This window comes from Brevibacterium linens ATCC 9172 (genome assembly GCF_900169165.1).
Classification (GTDB): Bacteria; Actinomycetota; Actinomycetes; order Actinomycetales; family Brevibacteriaceae; genus Brevibacterium; species Brevibacterium linens.
Genome location: NZ_FXYY01000002.1, coordinates 142,169 through 159,391 on the forward strand (window position 1 = coordinate 142,169; position 17,223 = coordinate 159,391).

General features: G+C 65.8%; 16 protein-coding genes and 1 tRNA gene. 11 read left to right on the forward strand and 6 right to left on the reverse strand.

Going from position 1 to position 17,223, the window contains the following annotated elements; all coding sequences use genetic code 11:
• Genes BLIN9172_RS02185 through rsmD form a run of 3 tightly spaced genes read left to right on the forward strand, consistent with a single transcriptional unit; the run spans window position 1 to window position 4,377 of the window.
• Window positions 1-1,620, forward strand: coding sequence for a DAK2 domain-containing protein (locus BLIN9172_RS02185; RefSeq protein WP_101553653.1), 1,620 nt, complete (start codon window positions 1-3; stop codon window positions 1,618-1,620).
• Window positions 1,617-3,764, forward strand: a complete 2,148-nt coding sequence (locus tag BLIN9172_RS02190; RefSeq protein ID WP_101553654.1) for an ATP-dependent DNA helicase RecG — start codon at window positions 1,617-1,619, stop codon at window positions 3,762-3,764. Before BLIN9172_RS02185 ends, BLIN9172_RS02190 begins: the two co-directional genes overlap by 4 nt.
• A 10-nt stretch (window positions 3,765-3,774) precedes the next feature.
• A complete protein-coding gene (gene rsmD, locus BLIN9172_RS02195; RefSeq protein WP_101553655.1) occupies window positions 3,775-4,377 on the forward strand; it encodes a 16S rRNA (guanine(966)-N(2))-methyltransferase RsmD in 603 nt (200 codons plus the stop codon).
• Window positions 4,378-4,390: 13 nt separating this feature from the next.
• Here rsmD and ehuA read toward each other — a convergent pair whose 3' ends face one another.
• Genes ehuA through ehuB form a run of 4 tightly spaced genes read right to left on the reverse strand, consistent with a single transcriptional unit; the run spans window position 4,391 to window position 7,486 of the window.
• Window positions 4,391-5,197: an ectoine/hydroxyectoine ABC transporter ATP-binding protein EhuA gene (ehuA, locus tag BLIN9172_RS02200; protein ID WP_051505038.1), complete on the reverse strand. Its 807-nt coding sequence runs from the start codon at window positions 5,195-5,197 to the stop codon at window positions 4,391-4,393.
• Window positions 5,184-5,843 carry an ectoine/hydroxyectoine ABC transporter permease subunit EhuD gene (gene ehuD / locus BLIN9172_RS02205; protein ID WP_025777337.1) on the reverse strand — a complete coding sequence of 220 codons (660 nt, stop codon included), beginning with the start codon at window positions 5,841-5,843 and terminating at the stop codon, window positions 5,184-5,186. The genes ehuA and ehuD overlap by 14 nt, the downstream gene beginning before the upstream one ends.
• Window positions 5,840-6,586, reverse strand: coding sequence for an ectoine/hydroxyectoine ABC transporter permease subunit EhuC (gene ehuC, locus BLIN9172_RS02210; protein ID WP_101553656.1), 747 nt, complete (start codon window positions 6,584-6,586; stop codon window positions 5,840-5,842). Before ehuC ends, ehuD begins: the two co-directional genes overlap by 4 nt.
• A 21-nt stretch (window positions 6,587-6,607) precedes the next feature.
• Entirely contained in the window at window positions 6,608-7,486 is an 879-nt protein-coding gene (gene ehuB, locus BLIN9172_RS02215; protein WP_101553657.1) for an ectoine/hydroxyectoine ABC transporter substrate-binding protein EhuB, read from the reverse strand.
• Between the two features lie 116 nt (window positions 7,487-7,602).
• Here ehuB and BLIN9172_RS02220 point away from each other — a divergent pair, with 116 nt between their 5' ends.
• The 7 genes from BLIN9172_RS02220 (at window position 7,603) to mutM (ending at window position 12,623) form a co-directional block, all read left to right on the forward strand.
• Window positions 7,603-8,376 (forward strand): GntR family transcriptional regulator, encoded by a 774-nt coding sequence (locus BLIN9172_RS02220; protein ID WP_101553790.1) that lies wholly within the window; start codon window positions 7,603-7,605, stop codon window positions 8,374-8,376.
• Window positions 8,373-8,879 (forward strand): pantetheine-phosphate adenylyltransferase, encoded by a 507-nt coding sequence (gene coaD, locus BLIN9172_RS02225; protein WP_101553658.1) that lies wholly within the window; start codon window positions 8,373-8,375, stop codon window positions 8,877-8,879. The genes BLIN9172_RS02220 and coaD overlap by 4 nt, the downstream gene beginning before the upstream one ends.
• Window positions 8,880-8,882: 3 nt before the next feature.
• The gene (locus BLIN9172_RS02230; protein WP_101553659.1) at window positions 8,883-10,070 is read left to right on the forward strand and encodes an MFS transporter; all 1,188 of its coding nucleotides are present in this window, start codon (window positions 8,883-8,885) and stop codon (window positions 10,068-10,070) included.
• Window positions 10,071-10,144: 74 nt separating this feature from the next.
• Entirely contained in the window at window positions 10,145-10,708 is a 564-nt protein-coding gene (locus BLIN9172_RS02235; protein ID WP_231488408.1) for a YceD family protein, read from the forward strand.
• 2 nt (window positions 10,709-10,710) lie between these two features.
• Window positions 10,711-10,914 carry a 50S ribosomal protein L32 gene (rpmF, locus tag BLIN9172_RS02240; RefSeq protein ID WP_025777330.1) on the forward strand — a complete coding sequence of 68 codons (204 nt, stop codon included), beginning with the start codon at window positions 10,711-10,713 and terminating at the stop codon, window positions 10,912-10,914.
• A gap of 4 nt (window positions 10,915-10,918) precedes the next feature.
• Complete coding sequence (gene rnc / locus BLIN9172_RS02245) at window positions 10,919-11,623, forward strand: ribonuclease III (RefSeq protein ID WP_025777329.1); 705 nt, start codon at window positions 10,919-10,921, stop codon at window positions 11,621-11,623.
• Window positions 11,624-11,684: 61 nt separating this feature from the next.
• Window positions 11,685-12,623: a bifunctional DNA-formamidopyrimidine glycosylase/DNA-(apurinic or apyrimidinic site) lyase gene (mutM, locus tag BLIN9172_RS02250; protein ID WP_101553660.1), complete on the forward strand. Its 939-nt coding sequence runs from the start codon at window positions 11,685-11,687 to the stop codon at window positions 12,621-12,623.
• A 140-nt stretch (window positions 12,624-12,763) separates the two neighbouring features.
• On the opposite strand, the gene BLIN9172_RS02255 is transcribed toward mutM, so the two are convergent.
• Entirely contained in the window at window positions 12,764-13,261 is a 498-nt protein-coding gene (locus tag BLIN9172_RS02255; protein WP_101553661.1) for a hypothetical protein, read from the reverse strand.
• Window positions 13,262-13,316: 55 nt separating this feature from the next.
• Window positions 13,317-13,389: transfer RNA gene (locus BLIN9172_RS02260), tRNA-Asn, on the reverse strand.
• 72 nt (window positions 13,390-13,461) lie between these two features.
• Between BLIN9172_RS02260 and smc the strand changes: the two genes are divergently transcribed.
• Window positions 13,462-17,025 (forward strand): chromosome segregation protein SMC, encoded by a 3,564-nt coding sequence (gene smc, locus BLIN9172_RS02265; RefSeq protein WP_170286849.1) that lies wholly within the window; start codon window positions 13,462-13,464, stop codon window positions 17,023-17,025.
• Window positions 17,026-17,223 lie beyond the last annotated feature (198 nt).

Sequence of the window (17,223 nt, forward strand, 5' to 3'; positions counted from 1 at the left end):
ATGAGCAACGCCATCAGCCTCAACGGTCGTCTGGCCGCGCGCTGGGCCCGCCGCGCGGTCGACCGGCTGCGCAAGGAGCGCACCGAGATCGACGAGCTCAACGTCTTCCCCGTCCCCGACGGCGACACGGGCACGAACATGTACCACACTCTGCGGGCCGCCTACCTCGCCGTCGAAGAGCTCACCGGCCCCGTCACCCTCCCACAGGTCGTCGCGGCACTGGCCGCCGGAGCCGGACGCGGCGCCCGCGGCAACTCCGGACTCATCCTCGCCGTCGCCCTGCAGGGAGTCGCCGATGCCCTGGCCGGAGTCACCGTCGCCACCGCCGACGCCATGGCCACCGCCCTGGAGACCGCCTCCGACCGGGCCCGGGCCGCCGTCGCCCGCCCCGTCGACGGCACCATGCTCACCGTGCTCGACGCCATGGCCACCGAGGCACGCGAGCACGCCGACGACGGAGCCCAGCTGATCGACGTCATCGCGGCCGTGCGGGAACGCTCCCGGTCGGCCCTGCGGGAGACCACCGGACAGCTCACCGTGCTGCGCGAGGCCGAGGTCGTCGACGCCGGATCGACGGGAATCGTCGAACTCTTCGACCTCCTCTACGCCACCGTCACCGGTCGGACACCGCAGGATTCGATGCTCGCCGAGGTGGCCCGCCCACCGAAGATCATCCACGAAGCCACCGCGGATGAACTCGAGATCGTCGCCATCCTCGCTGATACCCCCACGGACTCGCTCGCCGAGGATCTCGACCGCCTCGGCGGGACCTCGATCGTCATCAACGCGGCCAAGGTCCACGTCCACGTCGCCGACGAGACGACCGCCGCGACGGTCATCGACCGCCTCGGCGAATATGGGATCGCCCGGCTCGATATGGAAGACCTGCGGATGCACGAGCAGGAAGGGGAGACGAAGCTCATCGCCCTGGTCAAGGGCACGGGGCTCCTCATGCACACTGCGCTCAACGGGGCCACGGCGCTGACTCCGGAGGTGGGGGACCTGTTCGAGACGATGTCCGAACTCATCGCCGCCGAGGACCGGGAGGTCATCGTCATCCCCAGCTCCACCTCGGCGCTGAAGTCCCTGACCGGGCTGGGCGCGCATGTCGTGCGCTCCCGCAACGTCGGCACCCTGCTCTCGGCCCTGGCCGTCTACGATCCCTTCGCTCCGGCGGGGGAGATCTTCGCGGATATGACCGAAGCCGCCGCGGGCACCAGAGTGGGCACGATCTATTCGGCCGATCAGCTCGCCTCCGACCCGCCGACCGGGATGCTGCCGGCCGTTGCCGAGGACGAAGGATCGACTGCGGTCGGCGTTCCGGGTGCTGGCGCGGGTGGGGGCACGGCTGTGGCGGCTCATCCGGCGCAGTTCTACCGGGTGTTCATCGAAGGCCGCGCGAAGACCCAGAGCACGGAGCTGCGGACCTTGGTCGAGAAGCTCGCCGATCGGCTGCTCGGGGCCGGTGGAGAGCTGCTCACCGTCGTTTACGGACCCGACTGCGCACCCGAGGTGCTCGACCATCTGCGGGACTGGATCCAGAAGTCACATGAGACCGTCCACTTCCAGGACATCGATGCCAGAGACTCCGGGGTGCTCGTGATCATGGGGGTCGAATGAGGACCCGGCTCGAAGACAACTTCCGGCCGGCCGATCGGAAGAACCTGGCCCAGCGCGGGGTGCATTCGGTCACCGACCTCTTCCGCTTCTTCCCTCGGCGCTACCTCGTGCCGGGGGAGCACACGGAGCTCGGAGATCTGCCGCTCGGTGAGACTGCGATCATCCAGGCCGAAGTCATCAAGGTCGACACGCGGCGGATGAAGCAGCGGAAAGGCACGATCACCGAAGTCATCGTCCATGACGGAACACAGTCGATGAAGATTGCGTTCTTCAACCAGCACTGGTTGGGGAAGGCGCTGAAGCCGGGACTGACCGTTGTCTTCGGCGGCAAGGTGGAATCGTTCCGCGGGCAGCTGACCTTGGCGTCTCCGGTGTGGCTCAACCGCACCGAGGATGATCATGAGTGGACTCCCGAGGATCTCAACTCGCCGTTCCCGATCTACCCTGCCGTGAAGAAGATCGCGCAGTCCCGGCTGTGGAGTTCGATCAAGACCCTGCTCACCGTCGCCGGGCCCGAGGAGTTCGAGGATCCGCTGCCGAAAGGACTGCGGGACGCTCATGAGCTGCCGGATCTGCGCACAGCTCTCGAGGACATGCATCGGCCGCGGACGATCGAGGACGTCGAACGGGCCCGGCTGCGGTGGAAGTGGGAAGAAGCTCTCGCCCTGCAGACTGAGTTCGCCGCCCGCAAGGCGAAGCTGGCTGACGAGAAGGCGACACCGCTGCTGACCCAAGGCGCGAAGAGCCGCCGCTTCGATGCAGACCTGCCCTTCACTCTCACCGCATCCCAGGTCAGGGTCGGTGAGGAGATCGCTGAGGACATGGCTGCGGACCGGCCGATGCACCGGCTCCTCCACGGTGATGTCGGTTCCGGTAAGACGCTTGTGGCGCTGCGGGCCATGCTCACCGCCGTCGACTCGGGTGCCCAGGCCGCCATGCTCGCCCCCACCGAGGTGCTCGCCACTCAGCATTTCCATTCGATTCAGACCTTCCTCGACGAGCAGATGGCACTGTCTCCGCTGCTGTCCGATGATGATCAGGTGACAGTGGCGCTGATGACCGGGTCGATGCCGGCGAAGGAGCGTCGCGAACTCGCCCTCGACCTCGTCGCCGGCAACATCGACATCGTCGTCGGCACGCATGCGCTGCTGTCGGAGTCGACGATGTTCTCCGACCTCGGCCTCATCGTCGTCGACGAACAGCACCGGTTCGGTGTCGAGCAGCGGGAAGCGCTGCGGGCCAAGGGTGGGGACACGACGCCGCACACTCTCGTGATGTCGGCGACGCCGATCCCGCGCACCGTGGCGATGACGGTCTTCGCCGACCTCGATATCTCGACCTTGAAGGAGATGCCGGCCGGGCCGAAGGACATCGCCACTCATGTGGTGCCGATCGTCGACCAGCCTGCCTGGTACGTCCGGGTGCGTCAGCTCATGCGGCAGACCGCCGAGGATGGGAAGGGAGTCTTCGTCGTCTTCCCGCGAATCGAACCGACGGACATCGAAGATCCGGAGTCCGGGGACGTCGTCGGACAGAAGCAGGGCATCGAAGACATCTCACGGAAGCTGTCTGAGACCCCGGAACTGGCTGGTCTGACGTTCGGTCTGCTGCACGGTCGGATGTCGACGGCGGAGAAGGACCGGGTGCTTGCGGACTTCGTCGGAGGCGATATCGACATCCTCGTCTCGACGACGGTCATCGAGGTCGGCGTCGACGTGGCGCGGGCGACGATGATGGTCATCATCGAAGCCGAGAACTTCGGTGTCGCACAGCTGCACCAGCTGCGCGGACGCGTCGGCCGTGACGGCAGCTCCGCCCTGTGCTTCCTGCTCACCGAGATGAGTGCTGAGGACGAGAGCTATGGGCGACTGCAGGCGGTGGCCGACACGCTCGACGGATTCGCCCTGGCCGAATACGACCTCGACTCCCGGGGCGAAGGCGATGTGCTCAGCGGCTCCCAATGGGGCGGATCCTCGCTGCGGCACCTTTCGATCCTCCGCGACTCCGAGATCGTGGCCGAAGCGAAGACGATCGCCGAACAGATCGTCGCCATCGACCCCACCCTCGAGGCGGTGCCCGCGCTCAAGGCGTTCATCAGGCGCGTCCTGCCCGAGGACGACGCGCACTTCATCGAGGCAGGCTGAGGAGGCAGACATGAGAATCATCGCCGGAGCACACAAGGGCGCCAGACTCACCTCCCCGTCGGGGGCGAACACCCGACCGACGTCCGACCGGGTCAAGGAGTCCCTGTTCTCCATGCTCGACGGCTACGGGGTGGTGCCGGCCGCGAACGTCCTCGACCTCTTCGCCGGTTCCGGCGGGCTGGGCTTCGAAGCGATGTCGAGGGGTGCCGCACAGGTCGACTTCGTCGATTCCTCGCTCGCTTCGATCCGCTCGCTGCAGGCCAATGCGGACAAGCTCGGCCTCGATCACTCCGCGACAGTCCACGCCGGGGACGTGCTCCAATTCCTCGCCGGACTGCCCGGACCGGAGAATCCGGAGTCGCGGGTCTTCGACCTCGTGTTCATGGACCCGCCCTACCCGTTGGGGGAGGACGCTGTCACGCAGACCCTCAGGCGACTGCGCACACACCTTGATATGGAGTCCATCGTCGTCGTCGAACGTGCCGCGCGCTCGCCGGAGCCGACGATGCCCGACGGGCTCGAAGTCTTCCGCGCGAAGACGTTCGGCGAGACCGCGATCCATTTCGTCCAGCTCGCCGGAGAGGCGGACGACGCGGCAGCTGCGGCGGACTAGAGCACGCTGGGGATCAGAGCACGCTCGAGAGGAACTTGCGGGTGCGTTCGTGCTGCGGGTTGTTGAAGATCTGATCCGGCGGACCCTCTTCGAGCACCTGACCGCCGTCGAACATCATCACCCGGTGTGAGACGTCGCGGGCGAACTGCATCTCGTGGGTGACCAGCAGCATCGTGATATCCGTGGTCTCGGCGATATCGCGCAGCACTTCGAGCACGTCGCCGACGAGTTCCGGATCGAGCGCCGAGGTGACCTCGTCGAGGAGGAGGATCTCCGGGTTCATCGCCAGGGCCCGGGCGATCGCCACACGCTGCTGCTGACCGCCGGAGAGGCGAGTCGGGTGCGCCCCGGCTTTGTCGGCGAGGCCCACGCGTTCGAGCAGCTCCTTGGCTTCCTTGGTCGCGTCGGCCTTGGACTTGCCGAGCACGTGCACGGGGGCTTCGATGATGTTCTCGAGCACGGTCATGTTCGGGAACAGGTTGAACTGCTGGAAGACCATGCCGATGCGCGTGGTCATCTCGCGGGTGCGCTTCTTCGGCAGCTCGACCCGCTTGCCGTCGCGCTCTTCGAACGTCAGCGGCTGACCGTCGACGAAGATGTAGCCGCCGGTGAGCTCTTCGAGGGTCATCACCAGCCGCAGGATCGTCGTCTTGCCCGATCCGCTGGGTCCGATGAGGGTGACGCGCTCGCCGGGAGCCACCGTGAAGTTGAGGTTCTTGAGCACCGTGGTCGGCCCGAAGCTCTTCTCCACGTCAGTGAACTCGATCGCCGGTGTGCCGGTGTCGGTCGGTGTGGCTGGGGTGTTCTCAGTAGGTGGCAAGACGTCGATCCAATCTCTGAATGAGCAGTGAGGTCGGGTAGCTGGCGGCGAGGAAGATGATGCCGGCCAGCGTGAAGGCTTCCGTATAGGCGAAGGTCGAACCGCCGAATTCCTTCGCGGCCGTGACGAGCTCGACGACGGAGATCGCGAACAGGAACGGTGTGTCCTTGAACATCGCGACCGCGTAGTTGCCCAACGACGGGATCGTCGCCCGCAGCGCCTGCGGGAGCACGATCGCGGTGAACGTGCGCACCGGCGGCAGCGACAGGGCGGTGGCCGCTTCGAACTGTCCCGGCGGTACGGCATCGATCCCGGCTCGGTAGCTTTCGGACATGTAGGTCGAATAGTGGATGCCGATGACGATGAAGCCGACGACGAGAGCCGGGATGTCGACGAGACCCGGAATGTCCGAGAACCCGAAGTAGACGAACAGCAGCTGGACGACCAGCGGGGTGTTGCGGATGAACGCGACGATGAGACGGACGAGCCAGTTGATCCACCGCGGCAGTCCGCGGATGGCGACGGCGAGGATGAGTCCGAGGATCGCGGCGATGACGGTGCCGACGACGGTGGCGATGAGCGTGTTGACGAACCCACGCAGCAGGATCGGCAGTGCTTCGGCGGCGAATTCCCAGTTCCAGATCACAGGGTGCCTCCCTTCGCACGTGCGGCATCGGACCGGGCCGCACGCCGGGCGTCGCGGCGATCGGTCCGTGAGTTCGAGCGCCTGCGACCCAGCGCAGCTGTGGCCCTGCGTTCGAGGAAGTTCATGAATTCCTGGAGCAGCCAGGCCAGCACGAAGTAGATGAGGAGACCGATCGAGAAGGCGAACATCGTGTCACCGGTCGACTGGCGCAGCTGGCCGACCTTATCGGTGAGGTCGGAGAGAGTGATGAAGGAGACGACCGCCGTGCCCTTGAGAAGTTGGATGAGCAAGGTCGCGATCGAAGGGATCATGAGCGCCCAGGCCTGCGGGAAGATCACACGGATCATCCGGCGGGTGGGGGAGAGGCTGAGCGCGATCGCGGCCTCCCACTGCCCGGGGGCCACGGTCTTGATCGAGGACCGGACCACCTCGGCGGAATAGGCTCCGTAGTTGAGCGCCAGCGCGCCGATGCCACAGGCCATGGGGTCGAGGTCGGCGCCGAGGAGCGGCAGCACGTAGAACAGCCAGAACAGCTGGACGAGCAATGAGGTGCCGCGGAAGAATTCGACGATGATGCGCGCCGGGATGCGCAGCCAGGCACTCGGCGAGGTCATCGTCAGACCCAGGATGAGGGCGATGAGCACGGCCCCGATGCTGCCGAGAACCGTGAGGATGATGGTTGTCTGAACTCCCTCCCACAGCTGTGGGAGGAAGTTCAGCAACGTCGAGATGTTGTCGTTCATAGTGCTGGAGTTGGCGCCGACTCAGGAGTCAGCGGTGGGAAGTTCGCCCTTGCACAGCTGATCGGTCGTGATCGAACCGTCGGGGCGCTCCTCGGCCGTGAAGCCGTAGTCGCCGACGGCGTCGAGGTAGGCGTCCTCGTCGGAGATGATCTTGTCCAGACCCTTGTTCCACTCGTCGCGGAGTTCCTCGTCATCGGTGCGGAAGACCGTGGCGCCGGCACCGACCTGCGGGACACCGTCGATCTCCTGGACGAAGGATTCGCTGACTTCGACACCGGCATCGGCGTTGTTCTTCGCCATCCAGTTGAGCGAGATGGCGGTCAGCGCAAAGACGTCGGCGCGACCGGTGGTCACGGCGTCCATACCGTCCTGCGGGGTGCCGACCTGCTGGGTCTCGATGCCGAGGTCTTTCGCATAGTCGGATTCGATGGCACCGGTCATGGTGGCGAGCTTGACGCCCTTGTCCTTGACGTCGTCGAGGTTCTTCATGCCGTCGAGCTTGCCCTCCTTGGTCATGAGGGCAGTCGTGTACATGAACTCGGGATCGCCGAAGGCGGCCTGCTCGCAGCGGTCGGGCAGGATCGACATGCCGGCGGAGATCGCGTCGAAGCGATCGGCATTGAGGCCGGGGATGAGAGATCCGAATTCGGTGTTGACGCCTTCGACGTCGTCGACGCCGAGCTCCTTGAACACGGCCTTGGCCAGGGAGACGGAAGCTCCCTGGAGCTCACCGCCCTCTTCGAAGCTGTACGGGGCCTCACCGGCGAAGCCGACGGTGATCTTTCCGTCGTCGATGGCCTTCTGGAGAGTCGACTTGTCCGAGTCGCTTCCGCCGCAGGCACCCAGTGTGAGCGTCAGCGCGAGGATCGAAGTCGCGGCGGCCAGTCCTTTGAGTTTCATATGCTGTTCCTTCCTTGAACGTCGACACATCGAGGTGACGTGCGTCTCTTGGACAGTATTCAATACTCATGTTGTCCGAATGTCACACTGTCTGACAATGTTATATGATCGTGACCGTGACGAATCCTCCTACTTCCGAGCTGCCGGTGCTGCGCAAAGTGGTCCGGGCGTCGACGATCGACCTCATCGTCGACCAGATCCGCAACGCCATCTACTCCGGGTCACTCGAGCCCGGTCAGTCGATCAGCGAAGTGCGCACGGCCGAGCTGCTCGGGGTGTCGCGGCCGTCCCTGCGGGAGGCCCTGCAGCGTCTCATCAGCGAAGGCGTGATGACGCATGCTCCCGGACGAGGTGTGCATGTGAGACGGATGCGCACCGCCGATATCGACGACATCTACGCCGTGCGCGAGGCGATCGAGTCGCAGGCGGTCAAGCTCGTCGTCAGGCAGGGTCGGTCCACGTCACGGATCGGCACGGCGCTGCGAGAGCTCGAGCACGCCATCGAGGACAACGTCGCGCGTACGATCGGCGACGCCGACCTCAACTTCCACCATTCGATCGTCGCGTCCTCCGGATCAGCGCGGCTGACCGACCTCATGAAGGTCTCGATGGTCCACACCCGACTGCTGTCGCTGTCCGATAAGCGCGGCTACGAGGTCCGGTGCGATCTCATCGACAGCCACCGCGAACTCGCCGAGGCGGTCGCCGCCGGTGACGAGCCCCGTTCCCTGGCCATCGTCGCGCGGATCATGGCCGAGGCCGCCTCCCGACTGCACGGATCCGATGACGGTTTCGACGCCCAAGTCGTCAGGGGCCACGACGATGAGACGCCCGCCGGCGACCAGTGGCTGCAGCTGCGCGAGCGGCCGAACGATACGATGAGGGCATGAAGGTCGTCTGCCCCGGTTCCTATGACCCGATCACCATGGGTCATCTCGATATCATCGCTCGCAGCTCTCGGATGTTCGAAGAGGTCGTCGTGGCGGTCGTCCACAATCCCTCGAAGTCCGGTCGCTTCGACCCGGAGGTCCGCGCGGACCTCATCCGTCGATCCCTGACCGAGGACGAACGCACTCGGGGCACACAGAACATCACGATCGACCTCGTCTCCGGGGGCCTCCTCGTCGACTACTGCACGAGAATCGGCGCCCCCGCCGTCGTCAAGGGCCTGCGCTCGGGCACCGACTTCGCCTACGAACTGCCGATGGCGCTGATGAACAAGCATCTGTCCGAACTCGAGACGATCTTCGTCCCCGGTGATCCGAAGTTCGAACACGTCTCCTCCTCACTCATCAAGGAAGTCCACGGAGGCGGCGGGGACATCGAAGGCCTCGTCCCCACCTCGGTGCTCGACGCCCTGCGGGGAGACATCCCCGGCGACGGCGCTCGCTGAGGGATGGGCGCGGCGACTCCAGCCAACCGGGCGTGGTTTCCCGGTCTCGTCATCCATACCGTGCTCGCGCACGCCACCTACAACGGCGTCCGCGTCCTCATCTCCTACCGCACCCTCGAACTCGGCGGAACGGGGTTCGTCCTCGGCCTGATGACGGCCGTGTACTCGCTCGTCCCTCTGCTCACCGCTCTCCTCATCGGCCGCCTCGTCGACCGCGGGTACGCCACCGCGGTGCTGTGGACGGGCACCGTGCTGTCCGTCCTGCCCGTCGCGCTCGCGGCCATGGCACCCAACCTCGGTGTGCTGCTGGTCGCCACGATGAGCCTCGGCGTCGGACAGCTGCTGACCACGGTCGCCTCCCAAGCACTCATCCCGCAGAGCTTCCCGGCGGCCCAGATGACATCGAAGTTCGGCCACCTCACCCTCGGCGTCTCGATCGGGCAGACCATCGGACTGCCTCTGGCGGGAATGGTCGCCGATGCCACCTCGGGGGACACCGCGATCACGAACGCCCTGTGGTTCATGACCGCGGTCTCCGCGCTCACCCTCATCGCCGCCGTGATCGTCATGCTCCGCGGCAGGACTCCGCACGTCTCCCGAGCCGAGGCGGCCGAAGGGACGCAGACGCCGTGGGCGCTCCTGTCGATCAGGGGGATGAAACCGGCGATCTTCGCGTCCATGGCCACGCTCGCCGCCGTCGACCTGATGACCGCCTACCTGCCGCTCATCGGGCAGCAGAACGGACTGTCCGTGACCACGGTGACCTGGCTGCTCGCCCTGCGCACCCTGGCCTCGGTGGTCTCACGGCTCTTCATCGGAAGCCTCACGGCCAGGCGGCGGGACCTGTCTCTGCTGTGGACCGCCTCGGCGATGGCCGGCATCAGCGTCGTCCTCATCCCCGTGTTCAGCCAACCGTGGATGCTCGGGCTGCTGCTCGCGGTCGCGGGATTCTGCTTCGGACTCACCCAGCCGCTGACCATGTCGTGGGTGTCCGCGCTGGCCGATGCGAAGAATCGGGCTGCGGTGCTCTCGATCCGCTTGGCGGGCAACCGACTCAGCCAGGTCGCCATCCCATCGGCCGCCTCGGCGCTGACGATCGTCGCCGGCTCCGGGGTCGTGTTCACGATGTCCGGAGCGCTGCTCCTCATCGCCGGGGCAGTGACCTGGCGCAATCATCACGAACGATGGTGACGAGGAACACCTGCACGGCCGATGAGCACCGATTGGTAATGACCGCTGACAATGATTAGAATGGTGAGTCGCGTGTGAACGCAGGAGCGACATCCTCAAACGCACCAGGAGGACAGGGCATGAAGAACAGATCTGAATTCGTCTATGATCTCAGATCCATGGGACTGCTCGGTCATCCGGGTGAGTGGGAACGGGTGAACACCACCTTGTCGGCTCCAGCGGATCTCAAGATCGAAGTGATCGGGGTTGGTCAAGGTTCACCACTGACGCTCGAGCTGATGTTCGAGAGTGTGTCGGAGGGGATCTACGTGTCGGGCACAGTCTCGGCGACGGCCCGCGGCGAAGACGCGAGGACGCTCGAACCCATCGAGCTGCCTATAGATGTGGACATCCAGGAGATGTACGTCTATGAGCAGGCCGAAGGGGACGAGGACTCCTACGTCATCGACCGGGATCAGCTCGACCTCGAGCCCGCGATCAGAGACGCCGTCGTGATGGCTCTGCCGTTCAATCCCTCGCGGGATGAGAGCGAGGAGTTCAGCTACACCCTGGGGGAGGACCTCGAGGTGGACGAGGACGAATCCGAATCGCCGTTCGCATCATTGAAGAATCTGTTGGAAGAGAAGAAAGAGAGCTAGACGTGGCTGTTCCGAAGCGTAAATTGTCGCGCAGCAACACCCGCCACCGTCGTTCGCAGTGGAAGGCCAAGGCTCCGAACCTGGTCAAGACTGTGGAGAACGGTCGCGTTGTGTACTCGCGCCCCCACCAGGCCAAGGTCGTCGAAGACGCAGCCGGCACCCCGCTGTACCTCGAGTACAAGGGCCGCAAGGTCGCTGACGTCTGAGACTGTGGACACAGACACCACAGCAGCACTGAAGAAGAGTCTCGGGATCGATATTGATCCCGAGACTTTTCGTCTCGCGCTCACGCACCGCTCCTTCGCCTTCGAGGCCGGTGGCATCCCCACCAACGAGCGCCTCGAGTTCCTCGGCGACTCCGTTCTCGGCCTCGTCGCCACCGAATCGCTGTTCTACGACAACCCCGACCTGCCCGAAGGCCAGCTGGCCAAAATGCGTTCGGCCGTCGTCAACACGCGCGCCCTCGCCTCGATCGCCCGCCGCCACGGCATCGGCGAGCACATTCTGCTGGGCAAGGGTGAGGAGCTGACCGGAGGCCGGAACAAGGACTCGATCCTCGCCGACACGGTCGAAGCGCTCATCGGCGCGACCTTCGTCTCCCGCGGACGCGAAGAGGCCTTCGCCTTCGTCCACCGCCTCATCGACGGCATGCTCGACGACGCGGTCAACCTCGGCGCGGGGATGGATTTCAAGACCACCCTGCAGGAAGCGGCCGCCGACCTCGACCTCGGTGCCGTGAGCTACGAGATCACCTCGGCCGGGCCCGACCATGCGATGGTGTTCACCGCCACCGCGATGCTCGGGGCGAACAACTGGGGCGCCGGCGACGGTTCGTCGAAGAAGGCCGCCGAAGCCGCGGCCGCCGAGGTGGCTGTCAAAGCCATCCGCACCATCTACCCGGACTACCGGCGCTGAGCCTCACCGTGGTCTCTTTGTGCGCTCACGGGCGCATGCCTGATCGAATCGAGGGTCACTGATGCCTGAGCTTCCCGAAGTCGAAAGTGTCCGTCGCGGCGTCGACGAATGGACGGCCGGGACCACGATCACCGGCGCCGAGGTGGCCGACCCCCGAATTCTGGGCACGACGTCCCAGCGGCGCATCGATCCGTCCGCGGTCTCCGGGTTCGCTTCGGCTGTGACCGGGGCACACATCCTCAAGGCCGAACGGCGCGGGAAGTTCATGTGGCTGAGCCTGGGGGAGGCGACTGCGCCTTCCTCGGAGACGGCGGGCCGGGACTCGGGGGCCTGCTCGCCGCTGACGCCCGAGCTCGGCATCCTCGTGCATCTGGGCATGAGCGGACAGCTGCGCATCCATTCGCCCGGCGAGGAGCTCCACCGGCACACGCGTGCGGTCCTGCGCCTCGACAGCGACCGCGAACTGCGCTTCGTCGACCAACGGATCTTCGGCCATATGGGCGTCCAACCCCTCGTCCACGGGTACGGGCGACTCGTCCCCGCCTCGGCGATCCATATCGCCCCCGATCCGCTCGAACCCGCGTTCGATCCGGAACGGGTCGTGGCGGAGCTTGCGAAGAAGCGCACGGCGATCAAGGCCGCGCTGCTCGACCAGACGCTGGTCAGCGGAATCGGAAACATCTACGCCGATGAGGCGCTGTTCCGGGCGGGAGTCCACCCCCTGGCAGTGCCGGCGCGGACACGGAAGAACCGCCTGACCGCGGTCATCGAATCCGCGACGACAGTGATGAGCGACGCCCTGGCCGTGGGCGGGACGAGCTTCGATGCTCTCTACGTCAACGTCAACGGCGAATCCGGCTACTTCGATCGCGCCCTGCTCGTCTACGGGCGCGGGGGACAGGAATGCGTGCGCTGCGGGACCGAGATCGTCAAGATCACCGTCGGCGGACGCGGAACCCACTACTGCCCCGTGTGCCAGAAGGTCCCGCGGTACCGGTAGGCGGGATGCCCCTCACCGCTGCTCGTATTTCCTCGCGTTCGTCGCGCTTCCTCCTGTCAGCACTCCATCAGTCACCGGCAACGGCTGTCTGCACCGGTGCAGCGCGCTGACATGACGCTCCGGGTGTGCGATGCCTGCGATCAGCGGCCGGGGAGATCGGACTGCTGGGACATTCGTGCCAGATAAGCCTTGTGGCCGTCGATGAGGGCTCTCTGCGCCTCGCCGTGGTCGGGCGGGGTGAGCATGTTCGCGGGGTTCGTCGGAGACAACCACAGCGAGTCGACCTCGACGATCCGACCGTTCCTGAGACGCGCGGCCGCCGCCAGCCGCGGGCGTGAACCCGGGGCGGGGATGAGAATGCGGTCGAGATCCCGCCAGGCGATCCGATGAGGTCTGCCGGTGAAGCCGCACCAGATGAACTCCTCAGGAGTGATCTCCAACCGGGCGCGTGAACCCATGTGGAAATTCACCCACGCGCCGATGAGCAGGATGACCGGGCCGAAGAGGAAGATGAGGGCCACGGGGTCGCCGACGACGGCGATGACGATGAGGGTGATGAACGCGAGTATCGCCATGACGACCAGCATCCATCCGACGAACTTCGAGATGTTCCCCTCGCGTCTGATAACCGTATTCATCCGATCAGGTTCTGCCTCTCCGAAGGCCCCGTCGGTGACGACGGGGCCTTTTATGCTCCCCCGGCTGGGCTCGAACCAGCGACCCTTCGATTAACAGTCGAATGCTCTGCCAACTGAGCTACGGAGGAAAACGGCGCAGTCGCCTGCGCACGAGGAGAAACTCTACCAAAAGATTCCGGATCTCGCCGCAGCCTGCCGATATGCTGGGTGCCAATATGCATCTCAAAAGCCTGACACTGCGGGGATTCAAGTCCTTCGCCTCGGCGACGACCCTTCGATTCGAGCCGGGAATCACCTGCGTCGTCGGCCCCAACGGCTCGGGCAAGTCCAACGTCGTCGACGCCCTGTCCTGGGTGATGGGCGAGCAGGGTGCGAAGAATCTGCGCGGCGGAAAGATGGACGACGTCATCTTCGCCGGAACCTCGAAACGTCAGGCTCTGGGCCGCGCCGAGGTGACCCTGACCATCGACAACACCGACGGAGCCATCCCCGTCGACTACACCGAAGTGACCATCTCGCGGACCCTGTTCCGCACCGGCGGATCCGAATACGCCGTCAACGGTGCCCCGGCGAGGCTGCTCGACATCCAAGAGCTGCTCAACGACTCCGGCCTGGGCAAGGAGATGCACGTCATCGTCGGTCAGGGCCGCCTCGACGCGATCCTCCATGCCGACCCGCTGGAGCGCCGCAGCTTCATCGAAGAGGCCGCCGGGGTGCTCAAGCACCGACGTCGTAAGGACAAAGCGGTCCGCAAACTCACCGGACTGCAGACGAACCTCGACCGGCTCACCGATCTGCGCACCGAACTCAACCGGCAGTTAGGGCCCTTGGGACGGCAGGCCGAAGCCGCAGCGAAGGCCGCGACCGTGCAGGCGACGCTGCGTGACGCCACCGCCAGACTGCTCGCTGACGATGCTGTGCGGATGCAGTCTTCCCTGGCCTCGACGAGCGAGGGCGAAGACCACAGCGACCGCATCGCCGAACTCGACCATCGACGCACTCGCACCGAGGCGCGCCTGGCGGAGATCGAAGCTCGGCTGTCCGAACTCGACTCCGAACTCGACGTCCAACGCACCGCGGAATCGCGGACACAGACGCAGATCGTGCGCGCCCAGGGACTGAGCCGCCGGGCCGAGGACAAACGCTCCCACCTGCTGTCGGAAGTCACTAGCTTGGGGCAGAGGGAAGCGAAGTCACCCGAAGAGCTGCGCGCCCAAGCCGAACGCAACCGCTCCGAACTCACAGAGGCCGAAGAGGCCGTGGCCGAGAAGACGAACGCACTCGAGGCCAGCCAGCAGCGGAAAGAAGAGCTCACCCAGGCTCTGCGCACCGCCGAAGACGAGGTCAGGGCCGCACAGATCGCCATCACCGAAGCGGTGAAGAACCGGTCGGCGCTGCAGTCGAAGCAGACGCAGGCGGCCGAGCGGATCACCGACCTCAAGTCCCGGATCGAAGCCAACCGCGCAGAGATCGACACCGTCACCGCCCGCATCGCCGAACGTGAGAGGGAACTCGAAGCGGCCGAGACCGGTGTCGAGGACGTCGAAGCCGGTGAGACCGAACTCGACTCCGCCTACGAGGCGGCGCAGGAGAGCCTCGAGAAGCTGGAGACCGAACGCACTGAGCTGCAGGAACAGCGGGCGAAGGTCGCGTCCGAATTGTCCTCGGCGAAGGCCCGTGCGGAAGCCCTGGCCTTGGGCACCGCCCTGGAGGCCGACCTCGAAGACATCGTCAACGCGAACTTGCCGGGAGTGCACACGGCCGTGACCGAACGGCTGAGCGTCGACCACGGATTCGAGATGGCCGCGGCAGCGGCCCTGTCGACGACGGTCTCCGGTGTCATCGTCGATGACAGCGCAGCGGCGCTGGCAGTGCTCGACCACCTCGGCGAGGACACGAACGTGTCACTGACGATCCCCGCCGGAGTCGAACCAGCAGCAGGGAAGGGCGGTGGGACCACCCTTGACGCACTGCCGACCCTGCCCGCGCTGCCTGCGGTGGAAGGCCTGCGATGGCTCTCCGATGTCGTCGACAGCGACGTCCCCGAACTGCGTGCTCTGCTGGCCCGGGCGCTGCACGGTGTCGTCTGCGTCCCCGATGCGCGCACCGGAATCGAACTGACCGCGGCCCGGCCCGAACTCACCGCTGTCACCGTCCACGGTGAAGTGCTCACCGCGACCCGCATCAGCCGGGCCCGCACCGCCTCGGGCACACGGCTGGCCTCACAGACCGCGCTCGAGGACACCCATTCCCTCATCGCCGAACTCGACGACCGGGCGAGGAAGCTCGACGCCTCCTTGAGGGAACTCGAACCGCGCCTGACCGCAGCACGTGATGAATCAGCCGCAGCCCTCGACGCTCTTCACTCCTCGGATGCGAAGATCATGGCCGCGGCCGAGGAGGTCTCGCGCATCACCGGTGATATCGGTGTGGCCCGCACTCGCCTGCAGCGCGCGCAGGACAACGCCACCGAACTCGAATCCCGCCTGGCAGCCGCAGAACGCGACTCCCAATCGGCCGCGGCGGCACTGGCGTCCGCGGCCGAGGTCGACGAAGTCGTCGACACCGCGGCCCGGGACGAGCTCAGCGCCCAGGTCGCCCAGGCCGCCGACGACCTCGTCGAAGCCCGTATCAGCCACCGATCGGCCGCCGACCGGGCCCGGTTCCTCAGCGACCGGGTCGACTCCCTCCTGCGAGCGGCGAAGGCCGAAGAGGCGGCGCGGGAGCAGACGCAGCGCGCGATCGCGAAGAAGAAGCGCGCGGCCGCCTCGGTGCAGCTCATCGCCGAGACGGCGGCCGACGCCGCGGAGCTGGCCACCTCCACGGTGGCCGAACTCGGTGAGGCGATCCAGGTCCTCGTCGACGAACGCGGCGGTCTGCGCGAAGAGAAGGGCCGCCTCGGCGAGGAATTGGGGTCGACGCGAACCCAGCTGCAGAAGCTCAAGGACGCCGCCGCCGAGGCGGAACTGGCGAAGGAGCGATTCAGGCTGAAGCTCGAGGAGATCGCACACCGGTCGGAAGAGGAGACGGGGTTGGGCATCGACCGTCTCATCGACGAATTCGGGCCGCATCTGCCCGTCCCGTCATTCGATGAGGACGTCGAGGATCGTCCGTATGTGCGCGCCGAGGTGGAGAAGCGGCAGAAGCAGGCGGCTTCGCAGCTCAAACGCATCGGCACGGTCAATCCGCTTGCGCTCGAGGAGTACGAGGCGCTGAAGGAACGGCATCAGTTCCTCGAGAAGCAGATCGCGGACATCGAATCCTCGCGCAAGGACCTCATGCAGCTCGTCGAGGAGGTCGACCGGCACGTCGAACGCGTCTTCGCCGACGCCTATGCGGATACGGCGCGGGAGTTCGAGGACATCTTCTCCCGCCTCTTCCCCGGTGGTGAGGGCGCACTGAGCCTGACCGATCCGAACGATATGCTCACCACCGGCGTCGACGTCCACGCCCGCCCGGCCGGCAAGAAGGTCAAACGCCTGTCTCTGCTCTCCGGCGGCGAGCGGTCGCTGGTCGCCGTGGCCATGCTGGTAGCGATCTTCAAGGCCCGGCCGAGTCCGTTCTACGTCATGGACGAGGTCGAAGCGGCCCTCGACGATCTCAACCTCTCGCGCCTGCTCACGGTGTTCAAGGAGCTCCAGGACTCCTCGCAGCTCATCGTCATCACCCACCAGAAGCGGACCATGGAGATCGCCGATGCCCTCTACGGAGTGACGATGCACGGCGATGGGGTGTCGAAGGTCATATCGCAGCGGATTCCGTGAACCACGGCACTCGGTCTGCCCGCCGCGCCCGAGGTGACGGGCCCGCGGTGAGGACACAAGGCCGTTTGACGGTGACGTCCAGGACAGTCCCAGCGAATTTTGCAACTGCCGTATGGCGGGCGAGCACAATTGTCGTCGCCGGGGACTATAGACTTGGGCCGAGACACAGGTAATCGAAGAACGTGAGGAGCGAGACGT

Coding starts and splice junctions, on each gene's coding strand:
- rsmD (WP_101553655.1), top strand. CDS start 3,775: ATGAGAATCATCGCCGGAGCACACAAGGGCGCCAGACTCACCTCCCCG.
- ehuB (WP_101553657.1), bottom strand. CDS start 7,486: ATGAAACTCAAAGGACTGGCCGCCGCGACTTCGATCCTCGCGCTGACG.
- mutM (WP_101553660.1), top strand. CDS start 11,685: ATGCCTGAGCTTCCCGAAGTCGAAAGTGTCCGTCGCGGCGTCGACGAA.
- smc (WP_170286849.1), top strand. CDS start 13,462: ATGCTGGGTGCCAATATGCATCTCAAAAGCCTGACACTGCGGGGATTC.
- coaD (WP_101553658.1), top strand. CDS start 8,373: ATGAAGGTCGTCTGCCCCGGTTCCTATGACCCGATCACCATGGGTCAT.
- BLIN9172_RS02255 (WP_101553661.1), bottom strand. CDS start 13,261: ATGAATACGGTTATCAGACGCGAGGGGAACATCTCGAAGTTCGTCGGA.
- ehuC (WP_101553656.1), bottom strand. CDS start 6,586: ATGAACGACAACATCTCGACGTTGCTGAACTTCCTCCCACAGCTGTGG.
- BLIN9172_RS02230 (WP_101553659.1), top strand. CDS start 8,883: ATGGGCGCGGCGACTCCAGCCAACCGGGCGTGGTTTCCCGGTCTCGTC.
- BLIN9172_RS02190 (WP_101553654.1), top strand. CDS start 1,617: ATGAGGACCCGGCTCGAAGACAACTTCCGGCCGGCCGATCGGAAGAAC.
- BLIN9172_RS02185 (WP_101553653.1), top strand. CDS start 1: ATGAGCAACGCCATCAGCCTCAACGGTCGTCTGGCCGCGCGCTGGGCC.